Below are 16740 nucleotides of genomic sequence, written 5' to 3'. Positions count from 1 at the left end.
CGGGGCGAGGGCATGGCCGGGGCGAGGGCATGGCCGGGGCGAGGGCATGGCCGGGGCGAGGGCGGATGGGGCAGAGGCTCGGGAGCCGACGCAGGCCGAGGTTGGGTCGCGAGCCGACGCAGGCTGAGACGCCAGCGAGCCAGGGCCCTGGCGAGATGGGGCCAGGGTTGGGAATCGACGCAGGCCGAGGTTGGCCGGGAGTCGACGCAGGTGGGACGCTGGCGGGCCGAGACGCTGACAGGGCAGAGTCTGGCGGTTGGGCGTTGGGGGCCGAGGCAGGAACTCGAGCTGGGACAGGCGCACAACCCCTGTGGACTGAGCGGATGGGACCGCATGAAGTAAGCGGATGGGACCGCGTAGGAGTGAGCGGATGGGACCCGTAGGAGTGAGCGGAGAGGCTCGCATAAGCACCGCTGCAAGCGGCCTGAAGGACCGGACGGCGGCACAACACGTGAGGGTCCGCGGGGTGGCCCTCACATGACCAGCAAATCCCTCACAGCCGCACCAGAAGCCGAGCACCAATCCCCAGAAGGACGCAAAGGCAAGACCAGGCGACACCAAAAGCCGTACACGGGACAAGGCCGGAGTGAAGAGCCCCTCAGAGCAGCCCTCGGAGCAGCCCTCGGAGCAGCCCCCAGAGCCCCACCAAGCCCAACGCGCTACCAGCCCCAGGCACGAAGCCTCACCCAGCCAGACGGCCGCGCCCAAACCCCCGGCTCGACCGACCAGCCCAGATCCAGACCACCCCGCAGCCGGCTACCCCGAGAAGCCCTCCTTGGGCATCTCCAGGTCCGCCTTGGCGAGCTCCTCCACGTTCACATCCTTGAACGTCACCACCCGCACGTTCTTGACGAACCGCGCCGGCCGGTACATGTCCCACACCCAAGCGTCCTGCATCTTCACATCGAAGAAGACGTCGCCGTTCTCGGCGGTGCGGACGTCGAGATCGACCGAGTTGGTCAGATAGAACCGCCGCTCAGTCTCCACCACGTATGTGAACAAACCGACGACATCGCGGTATTCGCGGTAAAGCTGCAGCTCCATCTCGGTTTCGTACTTTTCGAGATCCTCTGCGCTCATCGCGGTCCTCCTGTCGTACCGGTCCCCCGGCTTGCCTGCTCAGGCAACCCCGGCCCCCATTTCATTTTCACCCATCCCCCTCGCCACCGTGACGAAGGAGTAACGGTGATCAGGACACGGCCCGTGCGTTTCCAGCGCCAGCCGGTGTCCTGGTGTGACATACCCCTTGTGCTCGGCGAAGCCGTACTGCGGGTAGCGCCCGTCCAGCGCGACCATCAGGCGGTCCCTGGTCACCTTGGCCACGATCGACGCGGCAGCCACGCATGCGGCCACCTGGTCCCCCTTCCACACGGCCAGCGACGGCGCCGGTAGCCCCGGCACCGGGAAGCCGTCCGTCAGGATGTACTCCGGGTCACAGGGCAACTGTGCGACAGCTCGCCGCATTCCTGAAACGTTGCATTTGTGAAGACCTTTGGCGTCGATCTCCCCAGGTGGGATGATCACTATGCCTACATGGGAGACGGGCATGATCAGGTCGTAGAGGCGTTCGCGCACCATCGGGGTCAGGAGTTTGGAGTCGGCCAGGCCGTCGATCTGCTTGCGCAGGATGACGGCCGCGACCACCAGCGGCCCGGCACACGCGCCGCGACCGGCCTCATCGACGCCCGCGATGGGGGTGAGGCCTCGCCGGGCGAGCGCCCGCTCATAGGCGTAGAGTCCGGAATCGCGCCGGACGACGCTCGGTCGAGGGCGGAACGCAACTGTCATGACACAGGAAGCGTACGCCCCATTCGCCGCAACCCGCGACTGAAAGCCCCCTCTACTTGACCTTGTCGAAAATGTCGGGACGGGAGAAGAGATAGCCCCGCGACAGCGGCCAGTAGCGCACGACGGCCTTGCCGATCACCGCATCCACCGAGATGAAGCCGCCTCCAGGCTCCCCCATGTGGGCCCGCGAGTCGGCCGAGGCGCTGCGGTGGTCACCCATCAGCCAGACCTTCCCGGCGGGCACCGTGACGTCGAACTTATCGCCGGAAGCGAAATCGTCAGGGTAGAGGTAGGAGGACTCGTCCAGCGCCGTACCGTTGACCGTGATGCGCTTCTGCTTGTCGCAGCACACCACCTTGTCGCCGCCGATGCCGATGACCCGCTTGATGGTGTCCTCGCCGTTCCAGCCCTTGAACACCACGATGTCGCCGCGCTCGGGCGCGCCCGCCAGCTTGTTGACGAAGACGCGGTCGTTGACCAGCAGCGTGTTCTCCATCGACACGGACGGGATGTAGAACGAGCCGACCACGAAGGCCTGCAGCAGCAGCGCGATGCCGACGCCCAGGATGAGCAGCAGGACGGTTTCTCGGAAGCCGCCCTTCTTCTTCTCTTTCCCCACGCCCTCCGCCTTCTTGGTGACCATCATCGCCTCCTGCGCAGGCGCCGACGAACCAGCACCAAGGGTACGGCCAGCCCGAACCCGGCGACCAGCGGCACCTGCTCACCAAGAGCCTGGAGCCCGGGCTGGGCGAACGTGGCGGGGATGTCGATCGAGGAGAACCGGTTGAACGGCCAGACGATCACGAAGGCCCGCCCGATGACCTGGCCAACGGGAATGGAGCCGCCGCCGGGATCGCCGGTGTGCGAGCGGGAGTCGAGCGAGACCGAGCGGTGATCGCCCATCACCCACAGTCGCTCCTGCGGCACCGTGATGTCGAAGAACCTGTCGGACGGCACGTCGCCCGGATAGAGATAACTCTCCTCTTCGATAGGCGTGCCGTTGACCGTGATGCGCCCCTTGGAGTCGCAACACTTGACGTGGTCACCCCCGACGCCGATGACCCGCTTGATGTAGTCCTTCTCGCCGGGCACGATGCCGAACGCCGTGCCGACCCACCGGAAGAACGCCGCGACCGCGTTGGAGGGCTCTTCCATCTGGAATTCGCCGTCCCACGAGTCGACTCCCGAGAACACCACCACGTCCCCGCGCTCGATGTCGCGAGTGTGGTAAACGAGCTTGTTGACCAGGACCCTGTCGTTCGTCAGCAGGGTGTTCTCCATCGACTCCGACGGAATGTAGAAGGCCTGGACCACAAACGTCTTGATGATCAGGGCCAGCACAAGGGCTACAACGATGAGAACGGGAAGTTCTTTCCAGAACGACCCCTTCTTCTCATTCTTGTCGCTCTTGGCCGGCTTCTGAGTCTCTTCGGCGACCACGTCCACCTCGTCCTTGACAGGGCGGCGCGCCGCGCCGTGCTCCTGGCTCTCGCTAGTCATCGCTGACGAGCCTAGATGATGCATCGGCTCGACAAGCCTCGACCGACGTTACACCCACTCCCGAGTCGCTCCACATAAAGGAAACGCCCCTGTAAAGCCGAATGGCCCGCGCGATGCGCGGGCCATCGGAAAACGACGCGGCTACTTGGCGGGCGTCGTCTCACGCTTCTCACGGATGCGGGCGGCCTTGCCGCGAAGGTCGCGCATGTAGTAGAGCTTGGCGCGGCGCACGTCGCCACGGGTCACGAGCACGATCTTCTCGATGACCGGGCTGTGCACGGGGAAGGTCCGCTCGACGCCGACGCCGTAGCTGACCTTGCGGACCGTGAAGGTCTCGCGAGCGCCGCTGCCCTGCCTGCGCAGCACGAAGCCCTTGAATACCTGGATGCGGGAGCGGCTTCCTTCGACGACTCGTACGTGAACCTCGAGCGTGTCACCGGGGCGGAAAGCCGGCACGTCGCCGCGCAGGGTCGCCTTTTCGAGCTCCTGGATCTTCGTGTGCATGAGAGCTGTCCTCAAGTCCTCGCGAGCACGCGGAGGTCCACCCGGCCATGGCTCGCGGCGGACGCGCTTGCTGAATTGATGAACCCGGGACCGTTTCCCGGGCATGATGGACCAACCAAGTGACGGTTGGCAGCGATTCAGTTTGCCATATCTTCCGGCTGGAGGCGAAACGAGAGCTCCTCAAGGAGCTTTTTGTCGTGCTTGTCCAGCGTCGAGGGGTCGAGCGTGGCGGCCAGTTCCGGCCGGTTCCGTACGGTACGCCGGATCGCCTCGTCCCGTCGCCATCTGGCGACATTCCCGTGATGTCCGGACAGCAGCACGGCGGGCACCTCGCGCTCCCTCCACACCGGCGGCTTGGTGTACACGGGACCCTCGACCAGGTTCCGCATGGACCCGGGCGCGAAGGAGTCGTCCACGGCCGACTGGGCGTTGCCGAGCACGCCCGGCAGCAGCCGGCCCACGGCCTCCACCATGACCAGCACCGCGGCCTCGCCACCGGCCAGCACGTAGTCGCCGATGCTGACCTCCTCCACGCGCAGCCGCGAGGAATACTCCTCCATGACCCGCGAGTCGATGCCCTCGTAACGCCCGCACGCGAAAACCAGCCACGGCTCCCCCGCCAGCTCCTGCGCCAGCTCCTGGCTGAACGGCCGCCCGCTCGGCGTCGGCACGATCAGCCGCGGCGAGCCGCCCCCGACGACCGTGTCGATGGCCTCGCCCCACACCTCGGGCTTCATGACCATGCCAGGCCCCCCGCCGTACGGGGTGTCGTCCACGGTCCTGTGCACGTCGTGGGCCCAGTCGCGGAGCTGGTGCACGCGTACGTCGAGCGTCCCGCGCTCACGTGCCTTGCCGATCAGCGAGACGTCGAGCGGCGCGAAGTACTCGGGAAAGATCGAGATGACGTCGAGCCGCATCACAGCAGCCCCTCGGGCGGATCCACGACCAGTTTGCCCGCCTCCACGTCGACCTCGGGCACCAGCGCCCTGACGAACGGGATGAGGACGTCGTCCTGGCCCTTGCGGCGCACCACGAGGAGGTCCTGGCCGTGGTGGAGGACGTCCTCCACCTCCCCGACAGGCTCGCCGGAGACGGTCTCGACCGCCAGCCCGATGAGCTGGTGGTCGTGGAACTCGTCCGGATCGTCGGACGGCTCCACCTCGGCCGAGTCGATGACGAGCATGGTGCCGCGCAGCTCCTCGGCCGCGTCGCGGCCGACGACCCCCTCGAAGGTCAGCAGCAGCACACTCTTGTGCCAGCGCAGGCCGGTGATGACGAGCGGACCCCGGTCAGCGGGGTCGGTCGCGATCGGTCTGCCGGCGACGAAGCGCAGCTCGGGATCGTCGGTGCGCACCTCGACGGTCACGTCACCGCGTACCCCGTGCGGACGGCCTATCCGGCCGACGACCAGCTGCACGTGAACCTGCCTTCTCTCAACACGAGCGCCCCCATCGGAACGAAGCCGATGAGGGCGCGCGAAAACCTGACGCTAACGGACTGCTTCGTGCAGATCGAGCAGATCGACCCGTACGTACTTCCCGTCGGCCAGGGCGTTCACGACTGTGCGCAGCGCCTTGGCGGTGCGCCCGCCGCGTCCGATGACCTTGCCCAGGTCCTCGGGGTGCACCCGGACCTCCAGGACGCGCCCGCTGCGAATGCGGCGTGCGCGGACCCGGACATCGTCGGGATTTTCGACGATGCCCTTAACGAGGTGCTCGAGGGCCTCCTCGAGCACGTCAGGCCTCGCCCTCGGTCTTGGTCTCGGCGGGGGCGGCCGCGGGAGCGGTCGCGGCGGGAGCGGCGGCCTCGGCCGGCTCTTCCTTCTTCTTGGCGCGCCTAGGCGGCGTGGTGGCCGCCGTGCCGGTGTCGCCACCGGACAGCGTCTCCTTGGCCGCGGCCTCGTAGAGGGCGTGACGGTCGGGCGCGGGCTCGGCGACCTTGAGCGGTGCAGGGGCGGGCTCGCCCTTGAACTTCTGCCAGTCACCGGTGAGCTTGAGCAGCTTGAGCACCGGCCCGGTCGGCTGCGCGCCGACTCCCAGCCAGTAAGCCGCACGCTCACCGTTGATCTCGATGCGCGACGGGTCCTGCTTCGGGTGATACAGGCCGATCTCTTCGATCGCCCGGCCGTCACGCTTGGTGCGGCTGTCGGCGACGACGATTCGGTACTGAGCGTTGCGGATCATGCCGAGCCGCTTGAGCTTGATCTTGACTGCCACGGGTGTGGTCTCTCCTGCATTCGAGCGTGGGTGAACGACGACCTCGCCGAGTGGGGCACGACGGGGCGACGCTCCAGGGACAGGCGTGACCTGCGGGAGGTGAGAGGGCACCCGCCTGGTCACGGTGTTCCAACATGTCATTGTGCCAGATCGACGGCACTGCCCACGACCCGTAGCCACCGGCACACCGCAAAGATCCGGCAACGGCCGGCCCCGCGGTGCGCCGAACGGCTACTTCTGGCCGGGAAGCCGCAGTTTGGAGGGGTCGAAGCCGGGCGGGAGCTCCATCCCTGGAGGCAGTTTGCCACCCAGATTGCCCAGCACCCCGCCTTCCTTCGCCGGCTCGGAGGAAGGCTCGGACGGCGCCTTGCCGAGGGCCGCCTTGCGCGGGTCGCCGCTGACGCGCCGCCCCTTCTTCGCCTTCTTCTGGGCTTTGGAGGACTTCCCCCGGCCACCGGGCATCCCGGGGATGCCCATCCCGCCCGCCATCCGCTTCATCATCTTCTGAGCGTCGAAGAAACGGGTGACCAGGTTGCTCACGGCGCTCACCGTGACGCCGGAACCGGCGGCGATGCGGGCGCGGCGGGAGCCGTTGAGGATCTTCGGGTCCTGGCGCTCGGCCGGGGTCATCGAGCGGATGATGGCCGCGATGCGATCGAGGTCGCGGTCGTCGATGGAGTTGATCTGGTCGCGCATCTGCCCCATGCCGGGCATCATGCCGAGCAGGTTCTTGATGGGCCCCATCTTCTGGACCATCATCATCTGCTCGAGGAAGTCCTCGAGTGTGAAGTTCTCGCCCGACGTGAGCTTGCCGGCCATCTTGGCGGCCTGGTCTTCGTCGAACGTCTTCTGGGCCTGCTCGATCAGGGTGAGGATGTCACCCATGTCGAGGATGCGGGAGGCCATCCGGTCAGGGTGGAAGGCGTCGAAGTCTTCCAGCTTCTCACCGGTGGAGGCGAACATGATCGGCCGGCCGGTGATGTGCCGGACCGAGAGCGCCGCGCCGCCGCGGGCGTCGCCGTCGAGCTTGGTGAGCACCACGCCGTCGAAGCCGACGCCCTCCATGAACGCCTGCGCCGTCGTGACCGCGTCCTGGCCGATCATGGCGTCGACCACGAACAGGACCTCGTCGGGCGAGACCGCGTCGCGGATGTCGGCGGCCTGCTTCATCATCTCCTGGTCGATGCCCAGGCGGCCGGCTGTGTCGATGATGACGATGTCGTGCTGCAGCCGCCTGGCCTCGTCGATCGAGCGGCGGGCCACCTCGATCGGGTCACCGACGCCGTTGCCGGGCTCCGGCGCGTAGGTGACGACCTGGGCGCGCTCGCCCATGACCTGGAGCTGCTGGACGGCGTTGGGCCGCTGCAGGTCGGCGGCCACGAGCATGGGCGCGTGGCCCTGCTCGCGCAGCCACATGGCCAGCTTGCCCGCCAGGGTCGTCTTACCTGCGCCCTGGAGGCCGGCGAGCATGATGACGGTGGGCGGGGTCTTGGCGAAGCGAAGCCTGCGGGTCTCGCCGCCGAGGATCCCGATCAGCTCGTCATTGACGATCTTGACGACCTGCTGCGCCGGGTTCAGCGCCTGGGAGACCTCGGAACCGCGGGCGCGCTCCTTGACCTGGGCGACGAACGCCTTGACCACCGGCAGCGCGACATCGGCCTCAAGCAGGGCGATGCGGATCTCACGGGTGGTGGCGTCGATGTCGGCATCGGACAGCCGCCCCTTGGAACGGAGGGAGGAGAAGACCGATGTCAGGCGGTCGGAAAGCGTCTCGAACACGTGGTTGGCCAGTCCTCGAAGCGAATGTACGTCTAAGACTCCAGACTATCCGCTCCGCTAGCCGCTCCAACCTGGCACGGCCATCCGAACCGTGAGAGCGTGCTCGACCAGGTTGATCAGAGCGCTCTTGACCGAGTCCTTGGAGCGGGCGTCGAGCCGCACCATCGGGATGTGCGGCGCCAGCGTGAGGGCGTCGCGCACCTCGGAGTCGCTGTGCGCGTAGGAGCCGTCCCACCCGTTCACCCCCACGATGAACGGGAGCTGGGCCTCCTCGAAGTAGTCGATGGCCGGGAAACTGTCGGCCAGGCGGCGGGTGTCCACGAGGACGACCGCGCCGATCGCCCCGCGCACGAGGTCGTCCCACATGAACCAGAATCTGTGCTGTCCGGGCGTGCCGAACAGGTACAGGATCAGGTCGCGGTCCAGGGACACGCGGCCGAAGTCCATGGCGACGGTCGTGGTCGACTTCAGCGGGGTCATGCCCAGATCGTCGATTCCGGCGGAGGCGTCCGTCATGACGGCCTCCGTCGTCAACGGCATGATCTCCGACACCGCCCCGACGAAGGTCGTCTTGCCCACCCCGAATCCGCCGGCGACCACGATCTTCGTCGAGGTCAAACCAGGGCTAGAGCCTGCGAAGTCCACTGAGCACCCTTTCCAGCAGGTTGACGTCCGGCCTACCCGACTCCAGCTGCGGCTGATGCACCCGTACCAGGCCCTCGGCCGCCATGTCAGCGATCAGCACACGTACCACGCCGAGCGGGATCCGCAGCAGCGCGGAGACCTCCGCCACGGACCGGACCTGGAGACAGAGCTGGCTGATCGCCTTGTACTCGGGCGTGATGTGGGAGAACTCCCGGTGCTCGGCGGTCGCCGAGGACACCAGTGCCTCCATCGCCAGCTTGACCTTGGGCGCGGTCCGCCCACCGGTGACGGCGTAAGGCCGTACCGGTGAGGCGGGGTCAGAGCTGGAGGGCGGGGGCGGCGGCGGCTCCCAGCCCCCGCTGTTCCATCCGCCGCTGTTCCACGTGGGATTCGTCACCTACATCACCTGGTCTGGCTGGCGCGCAGCTCCGCGCGCACGGCCGGAGTCAGTACCTGACCGGCGCGGTCAACCATCAACGTCATCTGGTATGCCACCAGCCCCATGTCACAGTCCGGGGCGGCCAGGACCGCGAGGCACGAGCCGTCGCTGATCGACATGATCAGCATCAGCCCGCGCTGCATCTCCACGATCGTCTGGTTGACCGCACCACCTTCGAAGACCCTGGCCGCGCCCTGCGTCAGGGACACGAGTCCGGACGCGATCGCGGCCAGTTGGTCGGCCCGGTCAGCCGGAAAGCCCGACGACGCCGCCAATGGCAGACCGTCGGACGAGACGACCACCGCGTGCGCCACGCCTGGGACCGTGCTGACGAAGTCGGTGATTAACCAATCCACGCCACGTGCCGACTGGCTGAGGTCGTTCATGCGCGTTCATCCCTGCTCTCAACACTTCTCGGACCGGAGGGATACGTTCTGCCCTCGCTGATGTCGTCTCGTGCTGCCCTGAATCCCTGCTGGAAGCTCGAAAGACGGCTGCGTACCCGGTCTGGCGAGACCGCCGGCATGGGCGCGACGCCCTTCGGCGCCGAGACGGTGTCCGCGGAGCCGGGCACCAGGTTGGCCTTGGGCACCCGTTTGGGCAGTCCCGCCGCCGTGGCGCCGTCGCGTACCGGCTCCACCACGGCCTGCGCCGCGCTCCAGCCCGCGTCGGCCTTGGCGGATCCCCAGGTGGCCTCGCCCTCGGCGCTCTGCTCGAACCAGGCGGACTCGACCGAGGCGAAGATGGGCAGGTACTCGTCTCCCGCCGAGGCGGGCTTCACGACGGGGATCGGGCCGGTGGCCGCGGACTCGGTCTCCGGCATGTCGTAGCGGGGGCGCCGCAGGTCCATGTTCGTCGGGCTCGAGTCCGCCCAGCTGCTCACGCCGCTCGCGCCGCTCACGCCCATGTCCTGGCGGTCGTCGCCGGTGGGGCGCTGCGGCAGGGGGGTGTGGGGGGTGCTGTTGGTCCAGCTGGCCGGCGCGCTCGAAGGGTTGCGCGAGGGAACCCAGACGTCGGAGCTGTCGTAACCACCGCCGCCACCGCCACCACCGGCGGCGCCGTTGCCGCGCGGGTTGGACGGCCAGCCCGTGTCCATGCTGGGCATGCTCGGCATGGACGGCTGGGAGGGGAAGGACGGGTGCCCGGGTCCCGGGCGGTAGTCGCCCCCGCCGCCCCACTGGGGTACGGGAGGCGGCGGCGTGGAGTGCTGACCGAAGCCGAAGCCCTCGTCCTGCTGCTGCTGGCGCGGGTCCATGGCGGGCATGCCCTGGTTCCCGGGGTAGGCGGGCGACTGGGAGCCGAGGAGCGATTCGGGCATCAGGACCATGGCGGTCAGGCCGCCGGAGCCGTGCGGGCGCAGTTGCACCCGGACGCCGTGGCGGTGCGCCAGCCTGGCGACCACGAACAGGCCCATGCGGCGCGACACCGAGACGTCCACGCTGGGCGCGTCGATGAGGCGGTCGTTGGCCTGGACCAGCTCGTCCTGGGTCATGCCGATGCCGGAGTCGGTGATCGACAACATCACGCCGCCGCCGTCGATCCGGCTGCCCGAGACGGTCACCCTGGTCTCGCGAGGCGAGAACGACAGCGCGTTCTCGACCAGCTCGGCGAGCAGGTGGATGACGTCGTTGACGGCCTGACCGGCGACGGAGACGCCGTCGGGGACCTGGAGGACGACGCGCTCGTAGTTCTCGACCTCCGACAGGGAGGCGCGGGCGACGTCGACCAGCTTGACCGGCTTGCTCCAGCGGCGTGGCGGTTCCTGGCCGGCGAGGACCAGGAGGTTCTCGCTGTTGCGCCGCATGCGGGTGGCCAGGTGGTCGAGCTTGAACAGGTTGCCGAGCCGCTGCTCGTCCTGCTCGCCCTGCTCCAGCCCGTCGATCAGGGTGATCTGCCGTTCGACCAGCGTCTGGCTACGCCGCGACAGGTTCACGAACATCGCGTTGACGTTGCTGCGCAGCCGGGCCTCCTCGCCCGCCAGCCGCACCGCCTCACGGTGCACCTCGTCGAACGCCCGCGCGACCTCACCGATCTCGTCGTTGGAGGCCACGCCGATGGGCTCGACGTCGACGTTCTCCGAGACCGTCTCCGTCTGCCGGAGCTGGCGGACGGTGTCGGGCAGGCGTCGACCGGCGATGAACAGGGCTTCCCTGCGCAGCCTGCGCAGGGGGCCGCTCAGCGAGCGGGCCATGACCACGGTGACCAGCAGCACGAGGATGAGCAGGAGCACGATGGCGCCGGCCGCGATGATGGCGCTCTGTTGCTCGGCGCCTTCCAGGGTGCGGCTGCGCAGCACGATGGCGTCGGCGACCTGCTGCTCGACCTTGCGCATGCCGGAGATGGTCTCGGTGATGGCGTCGAACCAGGCCTCGCCGTCACGCGTGAGGCCGAGCTGGCGGTCGGCCAGCGGGAGACTCGCCGACTGGAGGACCAGGGCCCTGGCGGAGAGGATTTCCGCGCGGTCGACGGCCTTGCCGCTGACGGTGTCGTCGTAGAGCTGGCGCAGCTGGAGCGAGACCTGCGCCCGGTAGGTGGTGAGCTCACTGTTCTTCTGGGCGCGCGCGGCGTTGAAGGCGTCGAGCTGGTCCTTGTTGAACGCGCGGTTGGCCAGGGCCGCCGAGAGCAGCGCGCGCTGGGTGGAGACGTACTGCTTGGCCCTGGACAGGGCGCCGAAGCCGGCGACGCTGGCGGACAGCTCCTCGTCGACCGCGCCTCGGTCGATCTGGTCGTTCAGCGAGAGCAGGTCCGAGATGGACCGGTCATAGAGATTGATGACCGAGTTCACGTCGAGCTGGGACTCGATCGCGGTCTTCCGCGAGGTGGGGAGCTCGTCGAGACGGTTCTTGATGCGCAGTGCCTCGGCCGACTGCGGGGTGTCGCCGGCCGCCAGGGCCTCGACGCCGCTCCTGACCTCCACGACGAGCTTGTCAACGCGTTCGTACTGGGAGGCGACGTCCGCCGGGCTGCCGCCACGGCGTCCCTGGGCGACGAACTTGGCGCTGACGTCTCGCTCGGTCTCCACCTCGTGAGCCAGGGCGGTCAGCCGGCTGGCCAGCACGGCGACCTCGTTGACCTGCGCGTACTCGTTGGCGGTGGCGATCGAGGTGGTGACCCGCAGGCCACCGAGCGTGAGGGCGGCGATCGTCGGGATGACGACCAGGACCACCAGCTTGGAACGCACCCGCCAGTTGCGCAGGGAGAAGCGAGCCCCCGCCCTCCGGCTGCCGGCCTTTGTCTTGCCTGAAGCCGGCGCCTGTGGTGTATGGGACGCGTTTCGGGGGGCTTGTTCTATTAAGCCCTGATCCCCGCCCACAGAGGGGACAACACTCTTCACTTGCCTCCGCAACCTCTCCTGGGATGGTCTGGTGCACGAAAGATCACGTATGCCGGTGTTCGCAGTGTGACGCCGACGCACCCTTGGGGCGAGAGCTAATTGGAGCACATCAACAGGAGATCGGCCAATACCGCAAAGATCGCAGTAACCGCGTAATCCGACATTTTTCCCAAAACACAACACCTGCTCCATGACCCCCACGTCAAGAGCCTGGCATCCCAGATATTCGGACAGACGGGTATGAATCGCCCTATATCGTCATATATCTCGTTAATTTCCGGTGTAGTAGCTGCGGGGAGAACCCCTGCCTGCGCTAGGGTGCCACCGTCGTTGAACACTCCCGTTCGCACTCACCCCCCTCGGTTCAAAGGAGACCCGCAATGCGGTTCGGTGCATTAGGGCGTACAGCTCTGATTGGGCTCGTCGCCTCCCTCGTCATCACGGGGTGTTCCAGCTCGGGCGAAGAGGCGGGCGGCACCACCGCCGCCTCCGACATGAAGACCGACCTGCTGATCGGCCAGTACCCCGGCGCGGACTCCGCCCCCCTGTTCATCGCCATGGAGCGCGGCTTCTTCAAGGAAGAGGGCCTCAACGTCAAGCAGGAGCCCATCCAGGCTCCCCAGATGGTGCTCGGCAAGCTCTCCAACGGCTCCATGGACGTCATTCTCGGTAGCTACGCCACCATCCTGACGATCCAGGCGTCGGGCGCGGAGAAGTTCAAGTACATCGCCGACTCCTACCAGGGTGCGGCGGGCGCGTTCGGCGTGATGGTGAAGAAGGGCTCCACCATCACGGACGTCGCCGGTCTGAAGGGCAAGAAGATCGGCGTCAACGCCAAGGTCGGTCTCGGAACGCTCACGATGAACCCCCACCTGAAGATCGCCGGCATCGACCCGGCCAAGGACATCCAGTACGTCGAGATCCCGACGACCAACTGGCTCTCCTCGCTCGACAAGGGCGACGTGGACGCCGTCTGGATGACGGACCCGTACGTCAGCCAGGCCAAGAAGGAGCTCGGCGCCACCATGCTGCTGGACACCATGTCCGGCCCGACCGACGGCCTGCCGATCACCGGCTGGGCCGCCACGGAGAAGTGGGTGTCGGAGAACCCCAAGACACTCGCCGCCTTCCAGCGGGCCATGGCCAAGGCGCAGAACATCGCCGCCACTGACCGCAGCGCGGTGACGAAGGTCCTGCCGACGTTCACGAAGATCCCGGCGGAGACCGCCGCCACGATCAACCTGGGCGCCTACCCGACCACGCTGAGCGCGCAGCGCATCCAGCGGGTCGCGGACCTGATGCTGGACTCGGGCATGCTCAAGCAGAAGATGGACGTCAGCCCCATGATTTACAGCGCCTCTCAGGGATGATGGGCACACTCACCATGACGCGGCGCGAGCGGAACCCGCTCGCCCGCGACAAGCTGATCAAGTTCGCCCGTCACGCCACCGGCGTGGCGGGCTTTCTGCTCATCTGGCAGATACTCGGCATGTCCGGGCTGGTCAGATGGCTGCCGCCGGCGGTGGACACGCTGGTGAGAGCCGTCTCTCTCGCCGTCGATCCCATCTTCCTCGAAGATCTGATGGGCACACTCATCGCCGCCGTCATCGGGCTGCCGCTCGCCGTCCTGATCGCCGTCCCGATCGGGGTGCTGCTGGGAACGGTCCCAGTCGTGGAGGAGATGACGCGGGTGTTCGTGGAGTTCCTGCGTCCCATCCCCTCGGTGGCGCTGATCCCGCTGGCGTTGTTCTTCTTCGCAGGGGAGACCAACGTCAAGGTCGCGCTGATCGTCTTCTCCGCCTCCTGGCCGATCCTGATCAACACCCTGTACGGTGTGCGCGACGTCGACCCGGTGGGCAAGGAGACGCTGCGCTCGTTCGGCTTCGGGCGGGGCGCGGTGATCTGGCGGGTCTCCCTGCCGAGCGCGGCCCCCTTCATCGCGACGGGTGTACGTCTGGCCGCCTCCATCACGCTCATCCTGGCCATCAGCGTGGAGTACATCGTGGGCGGTTCGAGCGGCATCGGCAGCTTCCTCATCGAGGCGAGCACGGGCATCGGCGCGGACGCGATGATCGACGTCATCGCGGCCCTCCTGTGGGCCGGGGCCATCGGTCTCGTCGTCAACATCCTTCTCGTGCGCGTGGAACGACGACTGTTCAAGTGGCGGGCAGCGTGATACTCACCATCGTCAAGCGGTTGTGGCTGGTCCCCGTCATCCTGGGCGGCTGGGAGGCGCTCGCGCGGTCCCTGGACATCCCGTACCTGCCGGCACCGACCCTGATCGTGTCCCGCATGTACGAGATGTGGTTCTCCGGGCCGTTCATCCTCACCGAAGAGGCCGTCGACAACTTCGGCCCCAGCCTGGTCAGGGTGATCTCGGCCTGGATCGTGGCGGTGATCGTGGGCGTGGCGCTCGGCGTCGCGATCGGCAGGTCCGCCACGCTGGCCGACTACCTCTCGCCGCTGATCGAGTTCGGCCGGGCGGTGCCGCCGCCCGCCATGCTCCCGCTCTTCCTCGTGCTCTTCACCATGGGCACGCAGGTGCAGCTCGCGACCATCGTGTTCGGCATCATCTGGCCGATCCTGCTCAACTCCATCGACGGCGCGCGCACCCTCGACAATCTCAAGATCGAGACCGCCACCGTGTTCGGCGTGCCCGCGCATCTCCGGCTCATCCGGATCATCCTGCCCGCGGCGTCGCCGAAGATCTTCGCCGGCCTGCGGCTGAGCGTGTCGCTGGCGCTGATCCTGATGGTCATCTCGGAGCTCAAGGGCAGCACCGAGGGGATCGGCTACCTCCTCAACCTGGCCAGCAACAACGCCGACATGCCGGCCATCTGGGCCGGAGTCCTGGTGCTCGGCGTGCTGGGCTTCGTCTTCAACACCCTGTTTCTGATGGTCGAGCGCCGCGTGCTCGCCTGGCACCGCGACGCTCACCGCATCGCTTAGGAGTTCCCCCCTGTGACCGAGCTGTTGCTGAAGAACGTAAAGGTCGTGACCCACGATCGGGACGAGCCGGTCGACGCTGACATCGCCATCGCCGACGGTCGCGTCGTACGCGTCGAGCCCGGGTTGCCGGCCGTCGGCGAGGTGATCGACGGGGGTGGCAAGCTGGCCTTCCCCGGCGTCGTGGACGCCCACCAGCACTGGGGCATCTACAACCCCCTGCCGGAGGACACCGGATCCGAGAGCCGGGCCAGCGCCCAGGGCGGTGTCACGACCGCGCTCACGTACATGCGGACCGGGCAGTACTACCTCAACAGGGGCGGCCCCTACGCCGAGTTCTTCCCCGAGGTGCTCAGGCAGGCCGAGGGCAGGGCTTACGTGGACTACGGGTTCCACCTGGCGCCCATGTCCAGCGGGCACATCGACGAGTTGCCCGAGCTGGTCGAGCGGTTCGGGGTGCCGTCGTTCAAGATCTTCATGTTCTACGGCGGGCACGGGCTGCACGGGCGGTCCGACGACCAGAGCTCCTTCCTCATGCTGCCCGAGGGCGAGCGCTACGACTACGCGCACTTCGAGTTCGTGATGCGCGGCGTGCAGGCGGCCAGGGAGCGGCTGCCCGAGCTGGCCGAGGAGATCTCTCTGTCGCTGCACTGCGAGACGGCCGAGATCATGACGGCCTACACCAAGCTCGTCGAGGAGGCCGGGGACCTGAGCGGGCTGGCCGCCTACAGCGCCTCCCGGCCCCCGCACTCCGAGGGGCTGGCCGTCTTCATCGCCTCCTACCTGGCGCACGAGACCGGGCTGGCCAACGTCAACCTGCTGCACCTGTCATCGCGCAAGGCCATGGACGCCGCCGTGCGCATGGCGGCGACGTTCCCGCACATCGACTTCCGGCGCGAGGTGACGATCGGGCACCTGCTCGCCGACGTGGACACGGCCAACGGCATCGGCTCCAAGGTGAACCCGCCGATCCGGCCGCGCGAGGACGTCGAGGCGCTGTGGGAGTACATGCTCGACGGAACCGTGAGCTGGGTGGTCAGCGACCACGCCTGCTGCAGGGACGAGGTCAAGTTCGGCGAACCGCGCGACAACGTGTTCCTGGCGAAGTCCGGGTTCGGCGGCGCCGAGTACCTGCTGCCCGGCCTGGTCACCGAGGGGCGCCGCCGGGGGTTGTCGTACGGCAGGATCGCCGAGCTGACCTCGTGGAACCCGGCCAAGCGGTTCGGGCTGCGGACGAAGGGGACGATCGCGCCCGGTTTCGACGCCGACATCTGCCTGGTGGACCCGGCGCACACCTGGACCGTGCGCGCGCAGGACTCGGAGTCGACGCAGGAGTACACCCCGTTCGAGGGCTTCGAGCTGACCGCCCGGGTGACTGACACGTTCGTGCGCGGCCACCACGTGCTGGAGTCCGGCAAGGTGGTGGGCTCTCCCATGGGGCGGTACGTGTCCCGGCCGGCCTGACAAGCTAGACACCCGCACCGCCGTACGGCTCCGGCCGTACGGCGGTGTTCTTTTTGATCACTACTCCGGTACGCTCCGGCCCAGTGACGTAGGTCGCTCTCCGCAAGCCTTTCACCCCCTGGTAG

The 16740-nt window shown here is 67.6% G+C and carries 18 protein-coding genes; 4 read left to right on the top strand and 14 right to left on the bottom strand.

Annotated elements, in window-relative coordinates:
• Positions 1-756 precede the first annotated feature (756 nt).
• The 14 genes from ACFPZ3_RS48630 to ACFPZ3_RS48565 form a co-directional block, all read right to left on the bottom strand.
• On the bottom strand, positions 757-1080 hold the full coding sequence (locus ACFPZ3_RS48630) for a DUF2469 domain-containing protein (protein ID WP_026215037.1): 324 nt from the start codon (positions 1078-1080) through the stop codon (positions 757-759).
• A 39-nt stretch (positions 1081-1119) separates the two neighbouring features.
• Positions 1120-1788, bottom strand: a complete 669-nt coding sequence (locus ACFPZ3_RS48625) for a ribonuclease HII (protein ID WP_379521221.1) — start codon at positions 1786-1788, stop codon at positions 1120-1122.
• 52 nt (positions 1789-1840) lie between these two features.
• On the bottom strand, positions 1841-2431 hold the full coding sequence (gene lepB / locus ACFPZ3_RS48620) for a signal peptidase I (protein ID WP_379521220.1): 591 nt from the start codon (positions 2429-2431) through the stop codon (positions 1841-1843).
• Positions 2431-3288, bottom strand: a complete 858-nt coding sequence (lepB, locus tag ACFPZ3_RS48615; RefSeq protein ID WP_379521219.1) for a signal peptidase I — start codon at positions 3286-3288, stop codon at positions 2431-2433. The genes lepB (ACFPZ3_RS48620) and lepB (ACFPZ3_RS48615) overlap by 1 nt, the downstream gene beginning before the upstream one ends.
• A gap of 141 nt (positions 3289-3429) precedes the next feature.
• On the bottom strand, positions 3430-3792 hold the full coding sequence (gene rplS, locus ACFPZ3_RS48610; RefSeq protein ID WP_379521218.1) for a 50S ribosomal protein L19: 363 nt from the start codon (positions 3790-3792) through the stop codon (positions 3430-3432).
• A gap of 137 nt (positions 3793-3929) precedes the next feature.
• Complete coding sequence (gene trmD, locus ACFPZ3_RS48605) at positions 3930-4709, bottom strand: tRNA (guanosine(37)-N1)-methyltransferase TrmD (RefSeq protein WP_379521217.1); 780 nt, start codon at positions 4707-4709, stop codon at positions 3930-3932.
• Complete coding sequence (gene rimM, locus ACFPZ3_RS48600; protein ID WP_379521216.1) at positions 4709-5209, bottom strand: ribosome maturation factor RimM; 501 nt, start codon at positions 5207-5209, stop codon at positions 4709-4711. Before rimM ends, trmD begins: the two co-directional genes overlap by 1 nt.
• Positions 5210-5281: 72 nt before the next feature.
• A complete protein-coding gene (locus tag ACFPZ3_RS48595; protein WP_379521215.1) occupies positions 5282-5527 on the bottom strand; it encodes an RNA-binding protein in 246 nt (81 codons plus the stop codon).
• Position 5528: 1 nt separating this feature from the next.
• Positions 5529-6008, bottom strand: a complete 480-nt coding sequence (rpsP, locus tag ACFPZ3_RS48590) for a 30S ribosomal protein S16 (RefSeq protein ID WP_379521214.1) — start codon at positions 6006-6008, stop codon at positions 5529-5531.
• 231 nt (positions 6009-6239) lie between these two features.
• Positions 6240-7787 (bottom strand): signal recognition particle protein, encoded by a 1548-nt coding sequence (gene ffh, locus ACFPZ3_RS48585; protein WP_379521213.1) that lies wholly within the window; start codon positions 7785-7787, stop codon positions 6240-6242.
• 57 nt (positions 7788-7844) lie between these two features.
• The gene (locus ACFPZ3_RS48580; RefSeq protein ID WP_379521212.1) at positions 7845-8405 is read right to left on the bottom strand and encodes a GTP-binding protein; all 561 of its coding nucleotides are present in this window, start codon (positions 8403-8405) and stop codon (positions 7845-7847) included.
• Between the two features lie 7 nt (positions 8406-8412).
• On the bottom strand, positions 8413-8829 hold the full coding sequence (locus ACFPZ3_RS48575; protein WP_379521211.1) for a DUF742 domain-containing protein: 417 nt from the start codon (positions 8827-8829) through the stop codon (positions 8413-8415).
• Between the two features lie 5 nt (positions 8830-8834).
• Entirely contained in the window at positions 8835-9257 is a 423-nt protein-coding gene (locus ACFPZ3_RS48570) for a roadblock/LC7 domain-containing protein (RefSeq protein ID WP_103955821.1), read from the bottom strand.
• Positions 9254-12052: a sensor histidine kinase gene (locus ACFPZ3_RS48565; RefSeq protein ID WP_379521210.1), complete on the bottom strand. Its 2799-nt coding sequence runs from the start codon at positions 12050-12052 to the stop codon at positions 9254-9256. The genes ACFPZ3_RS48570 and ACFPZ3_RS48565 overlap by 4 nt, the downstream gene beginning before the upstream one ends.
• A gap of 533 nt (positions 12053-12585) precedes the next feature.
• Here ACFPZ3_RS48565 and ACFPZ3_RS48560 point away from each other — a divergent pair.
• From ACFPZ3_RS48560 to ACFPZ3_RS48545, 4 genes are read left to right on the top strand one after another with little or no spacing between them, the layout of a single operon-like run.
• Positions 12586-13575: an ABC transporter substrate-binding protein gene (locus ACFPZ3_RS48560; protein WP_379521209.1), complete on the top strand. Its 990-nt coding sequence runs from the start codon at positions 12586-12588 to the stop codon at positions 13573-13575.
• Positions 13572-14381, top strand: coding sequence for an ABC transporter permease (locus ACFPZ3_RS48555; RefSeq protein WP_379521208.1), 810 nt, complete (start codon positions 13572-13574; stop codon positions 14379-14381). The genes ACFPZ3_RS48560 and ACFPZ3_RS48555 overlap by 4 nt, the downstream gene beginning before the upstream one ends.
• Positions 14378-15154 (top strand): ABC transporter permease, encoded by a 777-nt coding sequence (locus tag ACFPZ3_RS48550; protein ID WP_379521207.1) that lies wholly within the window; start codon positions 14378-14380, stop codon positions 15152-15154. Before ACFPZ3_RS48555 ends, ACFPZ3_RS48550 begins: the two co-directional genes overlap by 4 nt.
• A gap of 12 nt (positions 15155-15166) precedes the next feature.
• Positions 15167-16615, top strand: coding sequence for a dihydroorotase (locus ACFPZ3_RS48545; protein ID WP_379521206.1), 1449 nt, complete (start codon positions 15167-15169; stop codon positions 16613-16615).
• Positions 16616-16740 lie beyond the last annotated feature (125 nt).

The organism is Nonomuraea insulae (assembly GCF_042656245.1).
The sequence above is the reverse complement of the archived record's forward strand: the minus strand, read 5'-3'. Positions and strand labels throughout refer to the sequence as shown.